Genomic DNA, 18,048 nt, shown 5'->3' with positions numbered 1-18,048 from the left:
TGCAGTTTTTCGGGATTGGCTTCGCGCCACAATCGGCCGGCGTAACGAAAACGGTGCAGTTCATTGTTATAATTGAAATCCGGCGGGAAATGCTGCACCCCCTCGAGCGCGGCATCCGGCACGCCGTACCAATGCTCGATGGTCGCGGTGCCGGCCTGGGCATCGTGCCAAGCATTGGCGTCTTCCACGCCAACATGATGCGCGAGCTTCAATCCCAATTTCTTCGCTTCATCAGCAACGATCAAATACGTGTCGCGATCCATCTGATGGCATTTCAAACCGTCTGCGCCTTTGGCTTTCAACTCGCGCACTTTCGCGCGGATTTCGGTTTCGTTGTTGCCGCCCGGACACCACATGTAAAGCCAAAGTCGCGGCGCAATAATTTCATTCGCGGCGCTTTTGCGTTTTTCCGCAAGCGCCTTGTCGTAATCGCTGCCCACATCGCGCACGGTGGTAATGCCGCAGCCGAGCCAGAGTTTGTATTGATATTCGAACGGCATGGCCTGTCCGGCGCGCTCGTCCTGCAAATGGCCGTGCATGTTGATGAAGCCCGGCAACACGTATTGATTTTTTGCATCGATGATCGCGTCAGCGGTTTTGAGGTAGTCCGCATTTGCCCGGCTGCGCGTGATGCGCTCAATGCGATTTTGTTTGAGGAGGATGTCGACCGGGCCCTCTGCCGGCGTGCCAACGCCGTCGATCATCAGGGCATTGGTGATCACAAGCTGATTCGAGCGCTGGCCGTGTTGGGGAGATTTGGTTTGGGCGGAGAGTGAAAAAATGCCGTGTACGAACGTGATGGTGAAGATGAGATAGAAATATCGCTTCATCACTAACTTTCCTCATAAACGTTGCCGTTTAGTTTTATTGATGAACGCCGCTGCTGCCAATACGCTACTTATCTGCGGCCACTTTGCGCGTTTTCATCGCCGGAGTAACTTCGGACGCGGGTGAACTTTTGCGACGCTGCAAATACGCCAGGGCTGCCAAGCCGCCGAGAACGAGCAGCACGCTGATCAATTGCGCGTCGGACAATCCTCCAAAATGATGCTTCGGCGTCATGCGCCAAAACTCCGTGATAAATCGGGCGGCGCCAATCAAAATAAGATAGAGAGAAAACTTCGCGCCCGCTGGCCACGCCCGGCGGCGCAGCGACCACAACAGCGCAAAGCTCATCAACAGCAAGCCGAGATCGTACAGCATGGTCGGATGCACGGCAATGTCGTTCGGAATCGCCTGGCCGGGGTGCATCTCGGCATAAAGTTTTTGCAAGTCAGGATTATTCAGCGTGGGAACGACGCCTTTGGTAAACCGCATCGCCCAGGGCAAATCACTCGGCGGGCCAAAGTCGCCGTCGCCCGCCAGGAAACAACCCATGCGGCCAAACGCCTGGCCCAGCGCCAGCACCGGAGCAAACAAGTCCGCGACGTTCAACACGGGCAGTTTTCGTTTCACCGTCATCGCAACCACCGCCAAAAACCCGCCGATGAAACCGCCATACCACACCAATCCCGCGCCGGAAAAAATATTACCCCAAAAATTGTCCTTGAGCAAATAAGGATGCTCGAGCAAAAAATAAAGTTTCGCGCCCACCATGCCGCCGATGAATGCAGCGACCACCAGCAGGCTGGCGTCATCCTTGGGCAGGCGCGTGCGCTCGAATTCTTTTTCCAGCAAACGCCCGCCGATGAGAAAACCGAGCGCCGCCATCACGCCAAAGCTGTGAATGGTGAGCGGGCCAATTTTGAAGAGTTCAGGAAACATAAAATGACCGGTTAATGGTTCGTTCGAGTCAACAGCAATTATGCTTTTAGGTTTGCGCAAACATTTTACGAAACGCCAGCGGCGCTTCGACTTCAAAGCTCATCTTTTTGCCGGTTGCCGGATGCACGAAGCCGAGCTTGTTGGCATGCAAGCCCAGGCGATTGATCGGATTTTTTGTGCTGCCATATTCCTTGTCGCCGATGATCGGATGGCCCAAACCCGCCAGGTGCACGCGAATCTGATGCTTTCTGCCGGTTTGTGTTTTGACCTCCAGCCAGGTGTATTTGGCAATGCGCCGCTGCACTTGATAATGCGTAATCGCCAGCTTGCCGTGCTGTTCGTCTTTGGCGGCATAGACTTTCAATGCGCGATTTTGTCCGAGATAGTTTTGAATCACGCCGGTTTTGTCTTTGACTTTGCCCTCGACGATGGCAATATAGGCGCGCTCGATTTTGTGCTCGCGAAATTGCGCTTGCAGCTTGCGTTTGGCGCTGTCCGTGCGCGCAAACACCAGCAGCCCGGAAGCGTCGCGATCGAGACGATGCACGATAAAAATCTTGTTCTCGGGATTCAGGCTTTTGATGTGGGCGTAGAGATAGGCGTAAACCGTCTTCTCTTTCTCGTGCTCGGTGGCAATGGTGAGCAGATTGTGTTTCTTGTGAATGACGAGAAGATGTTCGTCCTCAAACAGAATATCAAGCTCTTTGTGCAAGCGCTTGGTAAAAACTTTTGCGCCGATTTCAACGCGATCGCCCGCCTGCAACACCGTTTTGCCGAGGCGAACCACGACGCCATTCACCTTCACACGATCGTGCTCCAGCAGTTTTTTCAGGCTGTTTTTGGAGGCGCCCGGATGGAGAACGCCCAAATGCTCAATGAGCGTGAGGGATTGTTTAACGGTGGATTTCAAACGCGGTTGTCGTATTGCCGTATGGCCGGCGATGATGAATGAACAAAATCAGTTCGTCCTTAGTCTTTGCGATCCGAGAGCTTGTTGGGAGTTTCAAGCAAGTCGCTGCAAAGGTAACAAAAAAATCGCTCCGCGCAAACGAAAACTCTCGCACGGCCAACACCACGTTCGAGGCCGGCCATTTTGCCCGGCATCTGCACGCGGTTTCGCCTGGGAATGCGGCCATCGCGGTCTGCTCAACCACGACATGGCCGCGGCTGAACACTTCCAAACGTGCATGTCAAAACTCATAAACCTCGCAAACTCTCAACAGCATGACACAATGAGTGTTGACTTTCGAATGAAGATCTCCAGAGAGTCAACACTAAATAGAAACAACAGATTATATCGACCAGAATCCCAGAGGAATTTACCATCTACAATCTTTCATTAGTTTCTAGCCATACTTTATTTCTCGGTAGATTTTGTCGCAATATTAACGACCTGACATCTTGTTTCTTATGAAAAAATGTCGTACTGTCGTGCTCCATTGCTGTTCAAAAATCCCCTTTGGAGGCTTTAGGTATGAGTCGTAAAACAAAACGCATTTGGTGGATCATTGGCGGCCTTGCTGTGTTAGTGGCGCTGGCATTGCCCAAAGTCAGTTCGTTGTGGGGCCGCTCTTCAGCGAGCAAGAACAACGTTGTCGCGGCGAGCGGGCCGCGTGATCAGAGCATGCCGGTACGCATCGCGACGGTGCAGTCGGAAAAGCTGGGCAACCGCATCATGACGGTGGGGACGATACTCTCGAATGAAGAAGTGGATATCCGCAGTGAAATTTCCGGCAAAGCGGAAAAGATCTTTTTCAAAGAAGGCGCGCCGGTAAGAAAGGGCGAACTTTTGTTGAAGATCAACGACGCCGAACCGCAAGCGCAACTCATGCGCGCTCAATATCGCCAGGCGCTTGCCGAAGAACGAGCTGAACGCCAGCGTGAATTGTTTGAAAAAAAACTTGCCAGCCAGGAAGAGTATGATATTGCCATTAATGAATTGAACATTGTGAAAGCCGAACTGCAAATCATTCAGGCGCAAATCAGCAAAACCGAAATTCGCGCTCCGTTTGAAGGCATCATCGGTTTGCGCTATGTCAGCGAAGGCAGCTACCTCTCGCCCACTACGCGCATCACCACGCTGCAAGACATTAATCCCGTGAAAGTCGATTTCACCATTCCGGAAAAATATGCCGCTTCCATGAAACGCGGCGACAAGGTCAGCTTCTCCGTGGAAGGCGTGACGCGCAAATTCGAAGGCGAGGTTTACGCTATCGAAGCGAAGATCGACCCGACGACGCGCACGCTGCACATGCGCGCGCTCAGCCCAAATCCTGAAGGCGTGTTGATTCCCGGCGCGTTCGCCAATGTCGAAGTCGTGTTCAAGGAAAAAGAAACGCTCACGATTCCCGCTTATGCTCTGATTCCCGAACTGAAAGGGCAACGGGTCTTTTTGTATAAAAACGGCAAAGCGGAATCGCAAAGCGTAGAGATCGGCAGCCGTTCGGATGAACGCGTCGAAGTCACGGCCGGTTTGCAGCCCGGAGACACATTGATTACTTCGGGAATCCTGCAATTGCGTCCGGGCATGGCGGTCCGTTCGGCTGAAGCGCAATAAATCTTTCTGTTCGATAAACAAACATGGTCATGATCGAAGTCATCCTCAAACAATTCGAAGCCCCGGATGAAACACGCATTTTTGAAAAGGGCAAGTTTGAAATCGTGAGAATCGCGGGAATGACGATTGGCCGGGCGACTTACGAACCTGGTTGGAAATGGTCGGAACACGTGCGACCGTTGGCAGGCACGGAACTTTGTGAAGTCGAGCATCTTGGAATGGTTTTAGCCGGGCGCGCCGTGGCAGCCATGGCCGACGGCACGGTGAAAGAGCTTGCGCCCGGCACGATATTCTACATTCCACCCGTGCCGCATGATAGCTGGGTCATCGGCAACGAGCCTTATGTTTCGTTGCACTTTTTGGGCGCCGACCACTACTCGAAAAAAGTAGATGTAGGAGAACAATCGCAACATGCGGCCTGAAACATTGTTGCTCCACGCCGGCGTTCCAAAACCAGACCAAGGCGAGCCGTTTCTCCCCGGGCCGGTGTTCGCGGCGCCCTTTCATGCCGCCGGCGATCCAGCCCAAAGCAATTATACCTATGGCCGGTTTCATCATCCAACCTGGACGAATTACGAAAATGCCTTGAGCGCGCTTGAAGGCGGAAGCGCCATTGCATTTGCCTCAGGCATGGCAGCGGTTTCTGCGGTGCTCGGCAGTGTGCTTCACCCCGGAGATGCCGTGCTTATGCCGGCAGACAGTTACTATTCTGCGCGGGTATTGGCGCAAGGCTTTTTCGCGGAAATGGGCGTCAAAACAATACTCGCGCCCACGGCTGGCAATGCGCAAAAATCCCATGTCGCCGGCGCAAAACTAGTTTGGCTCGAAACGCCCAGCAATCCCACACTTGAGGTTTGCGACATTGCGGCAATCTCCGCGGCGGCTCATGAAGCGGGCGCGTTGGTCGCGGTGGATAATACGACACCGACAGTGCTCGGCCAACAACCGCTGGCCCTGGGCGCAGATTTTTCAGTGGCCTCGGATACCAAAGGTTTGTGCGGACATTCGGACTTGATTATGGGACATGTAGCGGTGCGCGACCCCAAATTACTCGAAGGCTTGCGCACTTGGCGCACGCAAATCGGCGCGATTCCCGGGCCAATGGAAACCTGGCTCGCGCATCGTTCCCTGGCAACGCTGGATGTGCGGTTGACCAGACAGTGCCTGAATGCGCTGGCGCTGGCAGAATTCTTGACGCAGCGCGAGGAGATTGGAACCGTGCGCTATCCTGGATTGCGCCGCGATCCCTCACATGCCATCGCCGCCAAACAAATGCACTATTTCGGTAGCGTCGTCAGTTTTGTGCTGCCCAACAAAACGCATGCAGAACGTTTTCTGAGCGCTTGCAACTTGGTTTACGAAGCCACCAGCTTTGGCGGCGTTCACACCACCGCCGAGAGACGCGCGCGCTGGGGCGGCGATAAAATTCCCGAGGGCTTCATTCGCATGAACGCGGGTTGTGAAGCGCTGGAGGATTTACTCGAGGATTTAGCGCAAGCGCTCGAGGCAGCGAGAACCTGAAGTGACGCCTTGATTGCCGCACCATTCCAATTTGGGAATCTCAGAATTTTTATTTGAGTTTAAAGGTGATAACGCCTAATTTTGCGAAAAATTGGTTTCGCTTCTGATCGAATCCTATGACGGCTGCAAGAATCGGCTTCGCCTTGAGGCTTTTGCTGGCGGGAGTTTTCCTTTTCTCTGCTTTCTCAAAATTGCCGGGCGTGGGCCTCTTTGAAATTGCAATCGTGGAGCAAGGTTTGGCTGCCACGCGCGCGCAGGCAGCATATCCGGCGCGATTGCTGATTGCCTTCGAATTGTTTCTCGGCCTCGCGTTGCTGTTTCCGTTTTACTTGAAACGCGCCATTCTCCCCTTGGCGATGGCGACGTTCGTTGGCTTCATTGCTTTGCAGGGTTATCAATTGACGTTGGGCGAGCAGACGCAGGATTGCGGCTGCTTCGGCGAGCTTTTGCCCATGTCATCCGCCGAATCCCTGATAAAAAATGTTATTCTGCTGGGATTGAGCTTCTGGCTGTACAAAATCACCCCAGAGCAAAAACGCCGGTCCGCTCTGCCTGCATTGCTGGCCTCGGGCAGCTTGATTACCGTGCTAGCGCTCGCACCAGTGCGTCAGGATTATGAGGCCAACTTTGCGCAGTATACCCAGTTTGAAAAAGCGGGCCGGGTGGATCTGACCCGCGGCGACAAGCTGGTCGCCGTGTTCAATGCCGATTGCGAACATTGCCAGGAAACCGCGCAGATGCTCGACGAGCTGGCAAAAAAAAACGCGGCAATTCCAAAAATCTATGTGCTGATGTTCAGTGAAGACGAAGCCGCCATTTCCGCATTTTCAGAAAAAACCCATACGAATTATCCGTATCACCTGATCACGGCGAGCGAGTTCTTTGATTTGATCGGCGACAGCCCGCCGCGCGTGTTTTGGCTGCAAGACGGCCGCATCAAGGCGCGCTGGGATGATCAATTCGCCGAGAGTATTCTTGCGGCGTTCGATAGGCAAACCACAGCGCTGACCCGGTGAACGATTACCTCGTGTTTCTTGGCCCCAAGAGATTTTAGTGCGTGTAACCTGTAACACAAAATAGGAGATTTTGCTATGCTACTCAATCGTGTTTTCCGCTTCGCGGTTGTTTCTATTTTTGTTCTGTCATGCCAATTTGCGCTGGCGCAAGAAGGCGAAAAGGACGCCAACAACGGCAGTGCAATCAAAGGCCCGAAAATTCAATTTGCAGAAACCAGTTTCAACTTCGGCACAGTCGCGCAAGGCACGGCCGTGAAACACGTGTTCAAATTCAAAAACGTCGGCACGGACACGCTCAAAATCGAGAAGGTAAAAACCACCTGCGGCTGCACGGCGGCAGAAAGCTCGAAAATCATACCGCCCAATGCCGACGGCCAAATTTCCGTCACCTACAACACCGGCTCTGCGGTGGGCAAGGCTTCCAAGACGGTTTATGTTTTTTCCAATGATGTGGAAGCCAAGCAACGCAGCATTTCAGTTCATGGCTTCGTCGAGGGCAAAGACGAAGATGAGAGTGAGATGTAGGCGTAAGGCTATTTCTTCTGTTAATGGCTGAGACCAACAAATATTTCCTCGTCACTTCCCGCCTGGGTTTCCGTTCCTGGCGGGAAGATGATCTTCCCCTCGCTCTCGGCCTGTGGGGCGATTACGAAGTGACAAAACTGATAGATGCCCGCGGCCCGCTCACAACGAATCAGGTTCAGGATCGTCTTAAAAAAGAAATCGCCACGGAGAACGAACACGGCGTGCAATACTGGCCGATTTTTCTTCTTGAAACCGACGAGCATGTGGGCTGTTGCGGATTGCGGCCCTACGATTTGCCCAACAGAATCTACGAGATTGGTTTTCACATTCGCTCGACGCACTGGCGACGCGGCTATGCTGTTGAGGCGGCACGTGCCGTCATGAAATACGCATTCGATACGCTCAAAGCCAGCGCCCTTTTCGCCGGGCATAATCCCAAAAATGAAGCTTCCCGCCTTCTTTTGGACAAGCTAGGATTTCGTTACACGCATGATGAATATTATCCGCCCACGGGATTGAGGCATCCGTCGTATTTGTTGGAAGCCGACGAGTATGCTAATCTTCAATTGGGTGCCGAGTAGTCATGAAAGATTACCACATCAACATCTTTTACAGCGCCGAAGACGGCGGTTATATCGCCGACATCCCTGATTTGAAAGCTTGCTCAGCGTTCGGCAAGACGCCATCAGAAGCGCTCAAGCAAGTTGAGATTGCCAAAAAAGCTTGGCTGGAAGCAGCTCGCACCGAGGGTAAGCCCGTTCCCAAGCCAAAATATCGTCCGGTTATCTATCAAGCGCCTGCATACGCTTCGGCGGCTTGATTGCGGCGGTTGAGCTAAATTTTTGGGTTCTACAGATCAGTCTGCATATTTCTCAATTCGACTTATGTATGATTGTGGAGGTTCAAATATGAAAACCATTCAATTGACAATCGAAGATGATTTGTTAGACCGCATTAATCAAGAGATTACTCAAAAACAAACCAACTTATCTGCGTTTGTCAGGGAATCACTTATTCATTATCTTCAGAGGTTAGAAATCCGAGAATTGGAAAAGAAGCACCGCAGCGGTTATAGCAAGCATCCCGTCGAAAAAGGTGAGTTTGACGTTTGGGAAGACGAACAAATGCAAAATCAAAACTGGGCGCCTTAATCACCAAATTGCCTGATGCAAAAATGTCTGAAATCAAACCAGGCTTGCTTTTTGCCCTCGGGTTCGATGATTGAAAAACCAGCGAAGCTTGATGCACATGCCGCCTCTGCCTTGGCGAATCGTTCCCACAAAATGATGTAACGGTGCTAAAGTTGATTACGATGTGTTCAATATAATGTTAGCATAACTCATTCGAAGGATCAGAAACGCATGCCCATCAACAACCTCATGACCAACTCTGATGTCGTCGTCATTGGCGGCGGCCCCGCCGGTTCCACCGTCTCCGCCCTTATTGCACAACATGGTTACAAGGTTCAGCTTTTTGAGCGTGAAAAATTCCCGCGCTTTCATATCGGCGAGTCGTTGATTCCCGAAACCTATTGGGTGCTCAAGCGGCTCGGTATGCTTGAGAAAATGAAGAACAGTCACTTCGTGAAAAAATACAGCGTGCAGTTTGTCAACGCCTCAGGCAAGCTCTCCGCGCCATTTTACTTTTGGGACAACAAGCCGCATGAATGCTCGCAAACCTGGCAGGTGGTGCGCAGCGAATTCGATTTGATGATGCTCAACAACGCGCGCGAACACGGTGTTGTAGCGCACGAAGGCGTGCGCGTGCGCGACGTGTTGTTCGACAATCAGCGCGCGGTGGGCGTCAAAATTCAATTGCCGGACGGCACACAGCAGGAAGTCAGCGCGCGCGTCGTTGTTGATGCCAGCGGCCAGAGCGGCTTGCTGCAAAATAAATTCAAGCTGCGTGTCTGGGATCCGATTCTCAACAAAGGCGCGATTTGGACCTACTGGCAGGGCGCTTATCGCGACAAAGGCCGCGACGAAGGCGCGACCATGGTTCTACAAACCGCAAACCGGTTGGGATGGTTTTGGTACATTCCGCTGCACGATGATCGCGTCAGCGTCGGCGTGGTTGCGCCGTTCGATTATCTCTTCAAAGGCCGCAATAGCCACGAGGAAACTTATAACGAAGAAGTCGAGCGCTGTCCGGCCGTGCAAGAACGCGTGTCCTCCGGCAAGCGCATCACCGGTTACTTCGCCACCAAAGATTATTCTTATCGCGCCACACAAGCGGCCGGCGAGGGTTGGGTCACGATTGGCGATGCTTTCGGCTTTCTCGATCCGCTGTATTCCTCCGGCGTGTTGCTCGCATTGAAATCCGGTGAAATGGCCGCCGATGCCATCGTCGAGGGTTTTCAAAAGAAAGATTTGTCTGCGGCGCAGCTTGGCCAGTGGGGCGAGCTTTTCAATCAAGGCGTCGATCGCATGCGCCGTTTGGTGTGCGAGTATTACGACGGCTTCAGCTTTGGCAATTTCGTGCGCAACTATCCGCATTTGCGCGGCACGGTGACGGACTTGTTAATCGGCGATCTGTTTACCGATCGCGTCGATGAAGTCTGGGCGCCGATGGAATCTTTGTATGCCAACGGCAAAACGCTGCCGCCACGCTGGGACTCCGGCACGCCGCCGGACGTTGCCGCGAATAAAGCCAATGAGCTGATTTTGCCGGAAGGGCTTCGGCCGTAAAATGTTATTGCATTTTTCCCAACAAGGACAAGCCGCAACCAAACAAGGGAACAACCGCAAATAAGCGCGAATGAACGCGAATAAAATATTAGCGTTCATTCGCGTAGATTAGCGGTTGAAAATGTTTGCTGAAAAAGCGAAGAGTGCACTTTTAATAGAATAAGGAGAATGGCATGGCAGAAAAAAAGATCATTGCAGTCGTGGGCGCAACCGGCGCACAAGGCGGCAGCCTGGTTCGCGCCATTTTGAGCGAACCGAATAGCGGTTTCACCGCGCGCGCCATTACCAGAGAAGCCAGTTCGGACAAAGCGAAAGAGCTGGCCAAGCTAGGCGCCGAGGTTGTTGCCGCCGACATTGACGACGCCGAGAGCATGAATCGCGCGTTTGCCGGAGCGTATGGCGCGTTTTGCGTAACGTTTTTCTGGGCGCATCTTTCTCCGGAAAAAGAACTGGCTCAGGCGCAAATCATGGCCCAAGCCGCAAAACATGCCGGTCTGCAACACGTCATTTGGTCTACGCTCGAAGATACACGCAACTGGGTTCCGCTCGACGACAATCGCATGCCCACCCTGCACGGCAAGTACAAAGTCCCACACTACGACGCCAAGGGCGAGGCCAATCAATTCTTTACAGCGCTCGGTCTGCCGGTGACGATACTGAATACCTCATTTTATTGGGACAATTTTATCCACTTTGGCATGGGGCCGAAAACTGGCCCGGACGGCAAGCTGGCAATCACGATGCCCATGGGCGACAAAAAGCTGCCGGGCATTGCCGCCGAAGATATTGGCAAATGCGCCTTTGGCATTTTCAAGAAGGGCCGCGAGTATATTGGCAAGACGGTCGGCATTGCCGGCGAGCATTTGACCGGCGCGCAGATGGCGGCCGCATTGACGAAGGCCCTGGGCCGGGAGGTGCGCTACAACGACGTGCCGCCGGAAGTGTACCGCAGTTTCGGCTTCCCCGGCGCCGATGATGTTGGCAATATGTTCCAGTTCAAACGCGACTTCAATCACGACTACTGCCGCGCGCGTAATCTCGAGGCCTCCCGCGCGCTCAATCCGGCATTACTAACTTTCGAGAAATGGCTGGCGCAAAACAAAAGCCGCATTGCGATTGACTAACCGGCTCAACGTTTCGGCTTCCCGATCGATTAAAAGTGAGCCCTTTGCGATTCAGGCAAAGGCTTTTCTGTAAGCGGATTTCGCAAGCCGGCGGATAAAACCTCCACGGTTCATTCGCCCGCTTCGTTCAAGGCGAGTACATTTTTTTGACTCGTTCGCGAGGAGAAAGGACATCATGAGAAGAAATCTACTTACGCTCCTGACAGTATTTTCAACTTGCGGTTTCACCCTACCGGTTGCAGCCCAACATTCCGTAGCGCGTTTGTGGAACGAGGAGCTGTTGCAAGCCATCCGAAAGGATTTTGCCCGGCCCACCGTGCATGCCCGCAATCTTTTTCACTTTTCAATCGCGGTGTATGATGCCTGGGCGGTTTACGACAATATTGCGCAAACCTATTTATTGGGCAAAACTGTGAACGGATATGCCTGCACATTCAACGGCATTTCTGCGCCGGCCAAAGTGCACGCGGCGCGCGAAGAAGCCGTGAGCTACGCCGCGCACCGGCTCATTACGCATCGCTTTCAAAACTCTCCCGGCGCGGCGCAATCGCTGGCGCGCTGTGATTCATTGTTATCGGCGCTGGGCTACAGTCCCGCGATTACTTCAACGGATTATGCCTCCGGCTCGGCGGCGGCGCTGGGCAACTATATCGGCCAGAGTTTAATCGAGTTCGGTTTGCAAGATGGTTCCAACGAGCAGAACAGTTATGCCTATCAGCATTATGCGCCGTTCAATCCGCCATTGATCACATTGTTGCCGGGCAATCCCGATTTGATTGATCCCAACCGTTGGCAGCCGCTGACGCTCGAAGTCTTCATCGATCAGAGCGGCAACGTCATTCCCGGCAGCACGCCCAAATTCCTCAGTCCGGAATGGGGTCAAGTATCGCCCTTTGCCCTCACGCCGGCTGATCGCGCGATTTACCAGCGCGACGGCTATGACTACTGGGTGTATCATGATCCTGGCGCGCCGGCCTATCTTGACACGGCAAATGCCGGCAGCGAGATTTCCGAAATTTATAAATGGGCATTCTCGTTGGTAGCGACCTGGTCTTCTCACCTTGACCCGACCGACGGCGTGAGGTGGGACATTTCGCCGGCGTCGATTGGCAATGTGCAACAGCTTCCCGAAAATTTCGAAGATTTACGGAATTTCTACGATATGTTGGAAGGCGGTGACCCCGGCATTGGGCACGCCGTGAATCCCAAAACCGGGCGGCCCTACACGCCTCAAATCGTTCCGCGCGGCGATTACACCCGCGCGCTGGCGGAGTTCTGGGCGGATGGCCCCAACTCTGAGACGCCGCCAGGCCACTGGTTTACGGTTTTGAATTATGTCAATGATCATCCGGCTTTTGAAAAACGGTTTCGCGGTACGGGCCCGATCGTCGAAGATTTGGAATGGGATGTGAAGGCCTATTTTGTTTTGGGCGGCGCCGTGCATGACGCCGCGATTTCAGCCTGGGGCATCAAAGGTTGGTACGACTACGTTCGCCCCATCTCGGCAATCCGCTGGATGGCGGATCGCGGGCAAAGTTCTGATCCCAATCTTCCGCATTATTCTCCGCTCGGCCTGCCTTTAATTCCCGGTTTCATTGAAGTCGTGCTGGAAGGCGATTCGCTGGCGCAATTGGATGCCGCGAATTACGGCAAAATTAAAATCAAGGCCTGGCGCGCGCATGATTTTATCAACGATCCCGAGGTTGATGTTGCCGGCGTGGGTTGGATTCTCGGTGAAAATTGGTGGCCGTATCAGCGCCCAACCTTCATTACGCCGCCGTTTGCCGGCTTTGTTTCCGGGCATTCGACGTTCTCGCGCGCTGCGGCGGAAGTCATGACGCTGCTCACCGGCGACGAATATTTCCCCGGCGGCATGGCTGAGTTTCAAGCGCTGCGCAACGAATACCTGGTTTTTGAAGATGGTCCGAGCGTCGATTTAAAGCTGCAATGGGCAACCTATCGCGACGCCTCGGATCAATGCAGCCTCTCACGGATTTGGGGCGGCATTCACCCGCCGGTGGATGATATGCCCGGCCGCTTAATCGGCAGAAAGATTGGCGTCAATGCGTTTTTGTACGCCGAGCGCTATTTCAATGGACAAATTACTCATGTTGCACAGGCGCCAGCGATTGCTGCGCCGCCTGCAACATTTACAGCGCGAGTCTTTCCCAATCCCGTCAGCAGCGGCAAGAGGGTGACGGTGGAATTAAATCAACCAGCCTCGCCGCTCGTGGTGCAATTGTACAATATTCAAGGGCAATTGGTACGCACGCAAACGGCGGCGGTCTCTCAACAGCAACAGCAGTTCATGCTGGACACGAATGCGCTGGCCTCCGGAATTTATTTCGTGAGAATTGCAGGCACCGCGTGGACTATATCACAGCGCATTCTGGTTTTGAACAACTAAAAACGGCAATCCGATGAAAAACTCCGTTCACGGCATCCACCATCTCACTGCCATCGCCGGCGAGGCGCAGGAGAATCTGAATTTTTACACCGGCGTGATGGGCATGCGTTTGGTGAAGAAAAGCGTCAATCAAGACGCGCCCGATACCTATCATTTGTTCTATGCCGACGGCGCCGGCACGCCCGGAACCGATCTCACGTTTTTTCCCTGGCCGGGCATGGGGCCCGGACGGCTGGGAACCGGCCTGGTCGTGGAAGTTCCTTTTGCCGTTCCAAAAGGAAGTCTGAAGTATTGGCGCGAGCGTTTCGACAAGATGGGCGTGAATTACGGCGCGCTTGAAACGCGCTTCGGCGAAACCACGCTGCCTTTCAAAGATCCGCACGGCTTGCAACTGGCGCTGGTGGAAACGGATGACGCACGCGCGTTTGTGCCGTGGGAAAAAAGCGCGGTTCCAGTTGAGCATCAATTGCGCGGCATGCACAGCGTGCGGCTATGGGTACGCCGCCTCTCCCCTACCGCAGAAACGCTCACCGCAAGCATGGGGTTCTCGCTGCTCGGCTCCGAACAAGACTGGTCGCGCTATCTGGTTGATGGCGGCGGCTCCGGCAAAATCATCGAGGTGAAAGAGCTGCCGCAACAATCTCGCGGACGCTGGGGAAGCGGCGCGGTGCATCACGTTGCGTGGCGCATGAAAGATTCCGAGGAGGAAATGGCGATGCGCGAGAATCTTTTCAACGATGGCCTCTTCCCCACCGAGCAAATCGATCGTTTTTGGTTCAAATCGGTTTATTTTCGCGAGCCGGGTGAAGTGTTGTTCGAGTTGGCCACCGACGGCCCCGGCTTTGATCGCGACGAAGATATGGAACACTTGGGCGAGCAACTCATTTTGCCGCCGTGGCTGGAACCGCAACGGCAGCAGATCGAAGCGGCGCTGCCGCGTTTGGAGATATCGAGACAGCAATAAGCTGATGCCGGCTGAATTTCTAACTTGAGGGAATTCTTCATGAAGAAAATGCCTGTGATTCTTTGTGCCACCGTGTTTATGGCGATTTTCGCCTCCGCTCTCCATGCCCAAGAGGATCATCCGCTCGTATCGCGCTATGCCGGATCGACGATCCAAAAGAAAGATGCCGAAGAGTTTGGCGAATACAAATTGATTACCGGCCGGACCGCACAGGGAGAATTTCTCGGCGAAACCCTCAAGGGCAAAGTCACACGCATCGTCTATGGAAATCCTGAAGGCCGTTCCACTTTGGAGATTTTTAGCAATTATCGCAAGGCCCTTGAAGCCGCTGGTTTGAAAGTGATCTATACATGCGAGCTGGATAACTGCGGCCCGGCTTATGCGCGCAGCGCTTGGAATCGCTACAACGGCTTGTTTGCCGCATCGGATGGCGACCCGCGCTATCTTGGCGGAAAGATCGCCGACGACGGCGGCACGGCGTACCTCGCGCTCATGGTAGGCCGCAACCGCACGCAGCTCGATATCGTCGAAATCATGGGCATGGAGGAAGACATGGTCGTCGTAGACGCCGCTGCCCTGGCCAAAGGACTTGAGGCCGAGGGCAAGGTCAGCGTCTATGGCATTTATTTCGATACGGACAAAGCCGACATCAAACCTGAATCGAAGCCCGCGCTTGATGAAATTGCAAAATTATTGAAAAACCGCGCCACTCTTAAACTCTACGTGGTTGGACATACAGACATGACAGCAAGCCTCGAGCACAACCGCACGCTCTCCGCGGCAAGGGCGCAAGCCGTGGTCAAAGCTTTGGTGACGGATTACGGTATTGCCGCCACCCGGCTCGAGGGTTACGGCGTTGGGCCGTTAGCGCCGGCAGCTTCAAATGCGAGCGCCGAGGGTCGCGCCAAGAATCGTCGCGTTGAGCTGGTGGCGCGCTAAAAAATCTTCGCTCCTCGAGCAAACGGAATCATGAAATTTGCCAAATGGGTTTTTCTCATCGCCGGCATTTACGGCATTCTCGCGGTCGCGCCAATGTATTTTTCCGAAGCTCGGATCGCACGCGATTATCCGCCGGCCATCACGCATCCGGAATACTTCTATGGCTTCGCCGGCGTTACGCTGGCCTGGCAATTTGCCTTTTTGATGATCGCCAGCAATCCCAGCCGCTTTCGCTTGATGATGCTACCGGCAGTCGTAGAGAAATTCAGCTACGTCATTGCCGTTTTGTTTTTATATTCGCAACAGCGCGTTAATACGCTCATTCTGAGTTCGGCTGTGATAGATTTGGTTCTGGGTATTTTGTTTGTGCTGGCGTTCTTACGAACGCCGAAGGCCTGAATAATATCAGTCCAAAAACACCTTTCGAAATCACTCAAGGAGATATAATGAGCCTTTCTGCCACCTGCATCCAACGCCCGGTGTTGACTTGGGTGCTGTCGATCATCATCATACTGTTCGGTGTGATCGGCTTCACCTACCTCGGCGTGCGTGAGTATCCCAACGTCGATCCGGCCGTCATCACGGTTGATACGACATATCCCGGCGCGAACGCTGAGGTGATCGAATCGCAAATCACCGCGATTCTTGAAGAAGACATCAGCGCCGTACCCGGCATTCGCACCATCAATTCCACCAGCCGCGAAGGCCGCAGCAGCATCACGATTGAATTTGATCTGAGCGTTGACCTGGAAACCGCGGCCAACGACGTGCGCGACAAAGTCGCCGGCGCTGTGGGCAGCCTGCCGCCGGATGCTGATCCGCCTCGCGTCTCCAAAGCCGATGCCGATGCGTTTCCCATTATCGTGATCAATATCAGCAGCAACACGCGCAACTTGTTGCAACTAAGCGAACTCGCGGACAAAACGTTCAAGGAACGGCTGCAAACCGTTCCGGGCGTGGCCGAGGTGCGCATCTTCGGCGAAAAGCGTTATGCCATGCGCCTGTGGATGGATCCGAACAAGCTCGCCGCGTATCAAGTCACAGCGCTGGATGTGCGTAGCGCGCTCAATGCCGAAAACCTCGAACTGCCCTCCGGCCGCATTGAGGGCAACGACGTTGAATTGACCGTGCGCACCTTGAGCCGCTTGGAAAAACCGGAAGAGTTCAACAATCTTATCATTCGTGAACAGGACGGCCGGCTGGTGCGCTTCAGCGACATCGGCTATGCCGAGCTGGCGCCGGAAAACTTGCGCCAATCTTCGAAAGGGCTGGCCGGTCCACGCGTGGCAGTTGCCGTTGTGCCGCAGCCCGGTTCCAATCACATCGCGATTTCTGATGAATTCTTTCGCCGCCTCGATGAGATCAAAAAAGATTTGGGCGATGACATAGCATTGAGCATTGGGTGGGATACGACGCAATACATTCGCAAATCCATCTCCGAAGTGCAAGAAACCATCTTCACCGCCTTCGGCCTGGTGGTGTTGATCATCTTTCTTTTCTTGCGTGATTGGCGCACCACCATCATTCCGGTATTTGCCATTCCGATCTCACTCATCGGCGCTTTCTTCATCATGTATCTCGCCGGCTTTTCCATCAACGTGTTGACGCTGCTGGGATTGGTGCTGGCCATCGGGCTTGTCGTGGACGATGCCATCGTGGTGCTGGAAAACATTTATGCCAAAATCGAAGACGGCATGAGTCCTATCGAGGCCGGACTCAAAGGCTCGAAGGAGGTTTACTTTGCCGTGATCTCCACCACGATCGCGCTCATTGCGGTATTCATGCCCATCGTCTTTTTGCAGGGCCTCACGGGACGGCTTTTCAAAGAATTTGGCATCGTGATCGGCGGTTCGGTGGCAATTTCGGCTTTTATCGCGCTCACGCTCACGCCGATGTTGAGCAGCCGCTTAATCAAGGCCCATGCGCACCATAGCTGGTTTTACCGCAAGACCGAGCCATTCTTCGTAAAATTGATCAGCGCTTACGAAAACTCTCTCGCTTCGTTCATGCGTATGCGCTGGCTCGGTTTTGTCGCCATCCTGTTTTCCGTGGGTTTGATGCTGGTTTTTGGTGCAATTCTGCCGCAAGAGCTGGCCCCCATGGAAGATCGCAGTCGGTTTCGTCTGATTTCCACTGCGCCCGAAGGCACCTCGTTTGAGCGCATGGAAAAATACATGGACACCGTTATCGAGTTGGTGAGAAACGAAGTTCCGGAAGCGGATGCCGTCATCGCCAATACCTCCGGATATGCGGGCGGCGCGAATGCGGGCAACACAACTGTGACGTTGGTTCCGCCGGAACAGCGCCAGCGCTCGCAGCAGGAAATTGCCGAAGCCATGTCGCGTTCTGTGAGAAGTTTGAACGACGCGCGCACCATCGTTAACCAGGAACAAACCATCGCCGTTGGCGGCGGCATGGCGCGTTTCGGTTTGCCGGTGCAATACGTGATTCAAGCGCCGAACTTTGCGAGACTCAAGGAGATATTGCCGAAATTCCTGGAAGAAGCGAACGATCATCCGGCTTTCAGCGCGGTGGATTTGAATT

Annotated in this window: 18 protein-coding genes; 15 read left to right on the top strand and 3 right to left on the bottom strand. The window is 53.8% G+C overall.

The genetic code is table 11. From position 1 onward, the window contains the following. The 3 genes from FBQ85_12130 to FBQ85_12120 form a co-directional block, all read right to left on the bottom strand. Positions 1 to 830: amidohydrolase (locus FBQ85_12130; protein MDL1875902.1), on the bottom strand; the 830-nt coding region annotated here is incomplete at its 3' end. A gap of 64 nt (positions 831 to 894) precedes the next feature. Continuing rightward, positions 895 to 1,764, bottom strand: a complete 870-nt coding sequence (locus FBQ85_12125; protein ID MDL1875901.1) for a prolipoprotein diacylglyceryl transferase — start codon at positions 1,762 to 1,764, stop codon at positions 895 to 897. Between the two features lie 46 nt (positions 1,765 to 1,810). Then, positions 1,811 to 2,710: an RluA family pseudouridine synthase gene (locus FBQ85_12120; protein ID MDL1875900.1), complete on the bottom strand. Its 900-nt coding sequence runs from the start codon at positions 2,708 to 2,710 to the stop codon at positions 1,811 to 1,813. Positions 2,711 to 3,238: 528 nt separating this feature from the next. Here FBQ85_12120 and FBQ85_12115 point away from each other — a divergent pair. The 15 genes from FBQ85_12115 to FBQ85_12045 form a co-directional block, all read left to right on the top strand. Next, a complete protein-coding gene (locus FBQ85_12115) occupies positions 3,239 to 4,321 on the top strand; it encodes an efflux RND transporter periplasmic adaptor subunit (protein MDL1875899.1) in 1,083 nt (360 codons plus the stop codon). Between the two features lie 29 nt (positions 4,322 to 4,350). After that, positions 4,351 to 4,743 (top strand): cupin, encoded by a 393-nt coding sequence (locus FBQ85_12110; GenBank protein ID MDL1875898.1) that lies wholly within the window; start codon positions 4,351 to 4,353, stop codon positions 4,741 to 4,743. After that, positions 4,733 to 5,842: a cystathionine gamma-lyase gene (locus FBQ85_12105; GenBank protein ID MDL1875897.1), complete on the top strand. Its 1,110-nt coding sequence runs from the start codon at positions 4,733 to 4,735 to the stop codon at positions 5,840 to 5,842. Before FBQ85_12110 ends, FBQ85_12105 begins: the two co-directional genes overlap by 11 nt. Before the next feature lie 200 nt (positions 5,843 to 6,042). Continuing rightward, entirely contained in the window at positions 6,043 to 6,858 is an 816-nt protein-coding gene (locus tag FBQ85_12100) for a hypothetical protein (protein ID MDL1875896.1), read from the top strand. Positions 6,859 to 6,933: 75 nt separating this feature from the next. Then, a complete protein-coding gene (locus tag FBQ85_12095; protein ID MDL1875895.1) occupies positions 6,934 to 7,383 on the top strand; it encodes a DUF1573 domain-containing protein in 450 nt (149 codons plus the stop codon). A 23-nt stretch (positions 7,384 to 7,406) separates the two neighbouring features. After that, complete coding sequence (locus FBQ85_12090) at positions 7,407 to 7,964, top strand: GNAT family N-acetyltransferase (protein ID MDL1875894.1); 558 nt, start codon at positions 7,407 to 7,409, stop codon at positions 7,962 to 7,964. Positions 7,965 to 7,966: 2 nt separating this feature from the next. Beyond that, positions 7,967 to 8,203 (top strand): type II toxin-antitoxin system HicB family antitoxin, encoded by a 237-nt coding sequence (locus tag FBQ85_12085; protein MDL1875893.1) that lies wholly within the window; start codon positions 7,967 to 7,969, stop codon positions 8,201 to 8,203. Positions 8,204 to 8,291: 88 nt separating this feature from the next. Beyond that, on the top strand, positions 8,292 to 8,534 hold the full coding sequence (locus FBQ85_12080; GenBank protein MDL1875892.1) for a CopG family transcriptional regulator: 243 nt from the start codon (positions 8,292 to 8,294) through the stop codon (positions 8,532 to 8,534). A gap of 228 nt (positions 8,535 to 8,762) precedes the next feature. Continuing rightward, positions 8,763 to 10,070: an NAD(P)/FAD-dependent oxidoreductase gene (locus FBQ85_12075; GenBank protein MDL1875891.1), complete on the top strand. Its 1,308-nt coding sequence runs from the start codon at positions 8,763 to 8,765 to the stop codon at positions 10,068 to 10,070. A gap of 173 nt (positions 10,071 to 10,243) precedes the next feature. Continuing rightward, positions 10,244 to 11,194 carry an NmrA/HSCARG family protein gene (locus tag FBQ85_12070; protein ID MDL1875890.1) on the top strand — a complete coding sequence of 317 codons (951 nt, stop codon included), beginning with the start codon at positions 10,244 to 10,246 and terminating at the stop codon, positions 11,192 to 11,194. Between the two features lie 175 nt (positions 11,195 to 11,369). After that, positions 11,370 to 13,601: a T9SS type A sorting domain-containing protein gene (locus tag FBQ85_12065; protein ID MDL1875889.1), complete on the top strand. Its 2,232-nt coding sequence runs from the start codon at positions 11,370 to 11,372 to the stop codon at positions 13,599 to 13,601. A 13-nt stretch (positions 13,602 to 13,614) separates the two neighbouring features. Beyond that, positions 13,615 to 14,565 carry a ring-cleaving dioxygenase gene (locus FBQ85_12060; protein MDL1875888.1) on the top strand — a complete coding sequence of 317 codons (951 nt, stop codon included), beginning with the start codon at positions 13,615 to 13,617 and terminating at the stop codon, positions 14,563 to 14,565. A gap of 39 nt (positions 14,566 to 14,604) precedes the next feature. After that, entirely contained in the window at positions 14,605 to 15,504 is a 900-nt protein-coding gene (locus tag FBQ85_12055) for a DUF4892 domain-containing protein (GenBank protein MDL1875887.1), read from the top strand. 30 nt (positions 15,505 to 15,534) lie between these two features. After that, positions 15,535 to 15,903, top strand: coding sequence for a hypothetical protein (locus FBQ85_12050; protein MDL1875886.1), 369 nt, complete (start codon positions 15,535 to 15,537; stop codon positions 15,901 to 15,903). Positions 15,904 to 15,950: 47 nt separating this feature from the next. Beyond that, positions 15,951 to 18,048: efflux RND transporter permease subunit (locus FBQ85_12045; protein MDL1875885.1), on the top strand; the 2,098-nt coding region annotated here is incomplete at its 3' end.

The sequence above is a fragment of the Cytophagia bacterium CHB2 genome (assembly GCA_030263535.1).
Classification (GTDB): domain Bacteria; phylum Zhuqueibacterota; class Zhuqueibacteria; order Zhuqueibacterales; family Zhuqueibacteraceae; genus Coneutiohabitans.
Note: the sequence above shows the minus strand (reverse complement) of the source record. Positions and strands in the feature narration are given on the sequence as shown.

Excerpts from the sequence above, each read along its gene's own strand:
- FBQ85_12125 (MDL1875901.1), bottom strand. The coding sequence starts at position 1,764 with ATGTTTCCTGAACTCTTCAAAATTGGCCCGCTCACCATTCACAGCTTT.
- FBQ85_12115 (MDL1875899.1), top strand. The coding sequence starts at position 3,239 with ATGAGTCGTAAAACAAAACGCATTTGGTGGATCATTGGCGGCCTTGCT.
- FBQ85_12110 (MDL1875898.1), top strand. The coding sequence starts at position 4,351 with ATGATCGAAGTCATCCTCAAACAATTCGAAGCCCCGGATGAAACACGC.
- FBQ85_12105 (MDL1875897.1), top strand. The coding sequence starts at position 4,733 with ATGCGGCCTGAAACATTGTTGCTCCACGCCGGCGTTCCAAAACCAGAC.
- FBQ85_12095 (MDL1875895.1), top strand. The coding sequence starts at position 6,934 with ATGCTACTCAATCGTGTTTTCCGCTTCGCGGTTGTTTCTATTTTTGTT.
- FBQ85_12090 (MDL1875894.1), top strand. The coding sequence starts at position 7,407 with ATGGCTGAGACCAACAAATATTTCCTCGTCACTTCCCGCCTGGGTTTC.
- FBQ85_12085 (MDL1875893.1), top strand. The coding sequence starts at position 7,967 with ATGAAAGATTACCACATCAACATCTTTTACAGCGCCGAAGACGGCGGT.
- FBQ85_12080 (MDL1875892.1), top strand. The coding sequence starts at position 8,292 with ATGAAAACCATTCAATTGACAATCGAAGATGATTTGTTAGACCGCATT.
- FBQ85_12075 (MDL1875891.1), top strand. The coding sequence starts at position 8,763 with ATGACCAACTCTGATGTCGTCGTCATTGGCGGCGGCCCCGCCGGTTCC.
- FBQ85_12070 (MDL1875890.1), top strand. The coding sequence starts at position 10,244 with ATGGCAGAAAAAAAGATCATTGCAGTCGTGGGCGCAACCGGCGCACAA.
- FBQ85_12065 (MDL1875889.1), top strand. The coding sequence starts at position 11,370 with ATGAGAAGAAATCTACTTACGCTCCTGACAGTATTTTCAACTTGCGGT.
- FBQ85_12060 (MDL1875888.1), top strand. The coding sequence starts at position 13,615 with ATGAAAAACTCCGTTCACGGCATCCACCATCTCACTGCCATCGCCGGC.
- FBQ85_12055 (MDL1875887.1), top strand. The coding sequence starts at position 14,605 with ATGAAGAAAATGCCTGTGATTCTTTGTGCCACCGTGTTTATGGCGATT.
- FBQ85_12050 (MDL1875886.1), top strand. The coding sequence starts at position 15,535 with ATGAAATTTGCCAAATGGGTTTTTCTCATCGCCGGCATTTACGGCATT.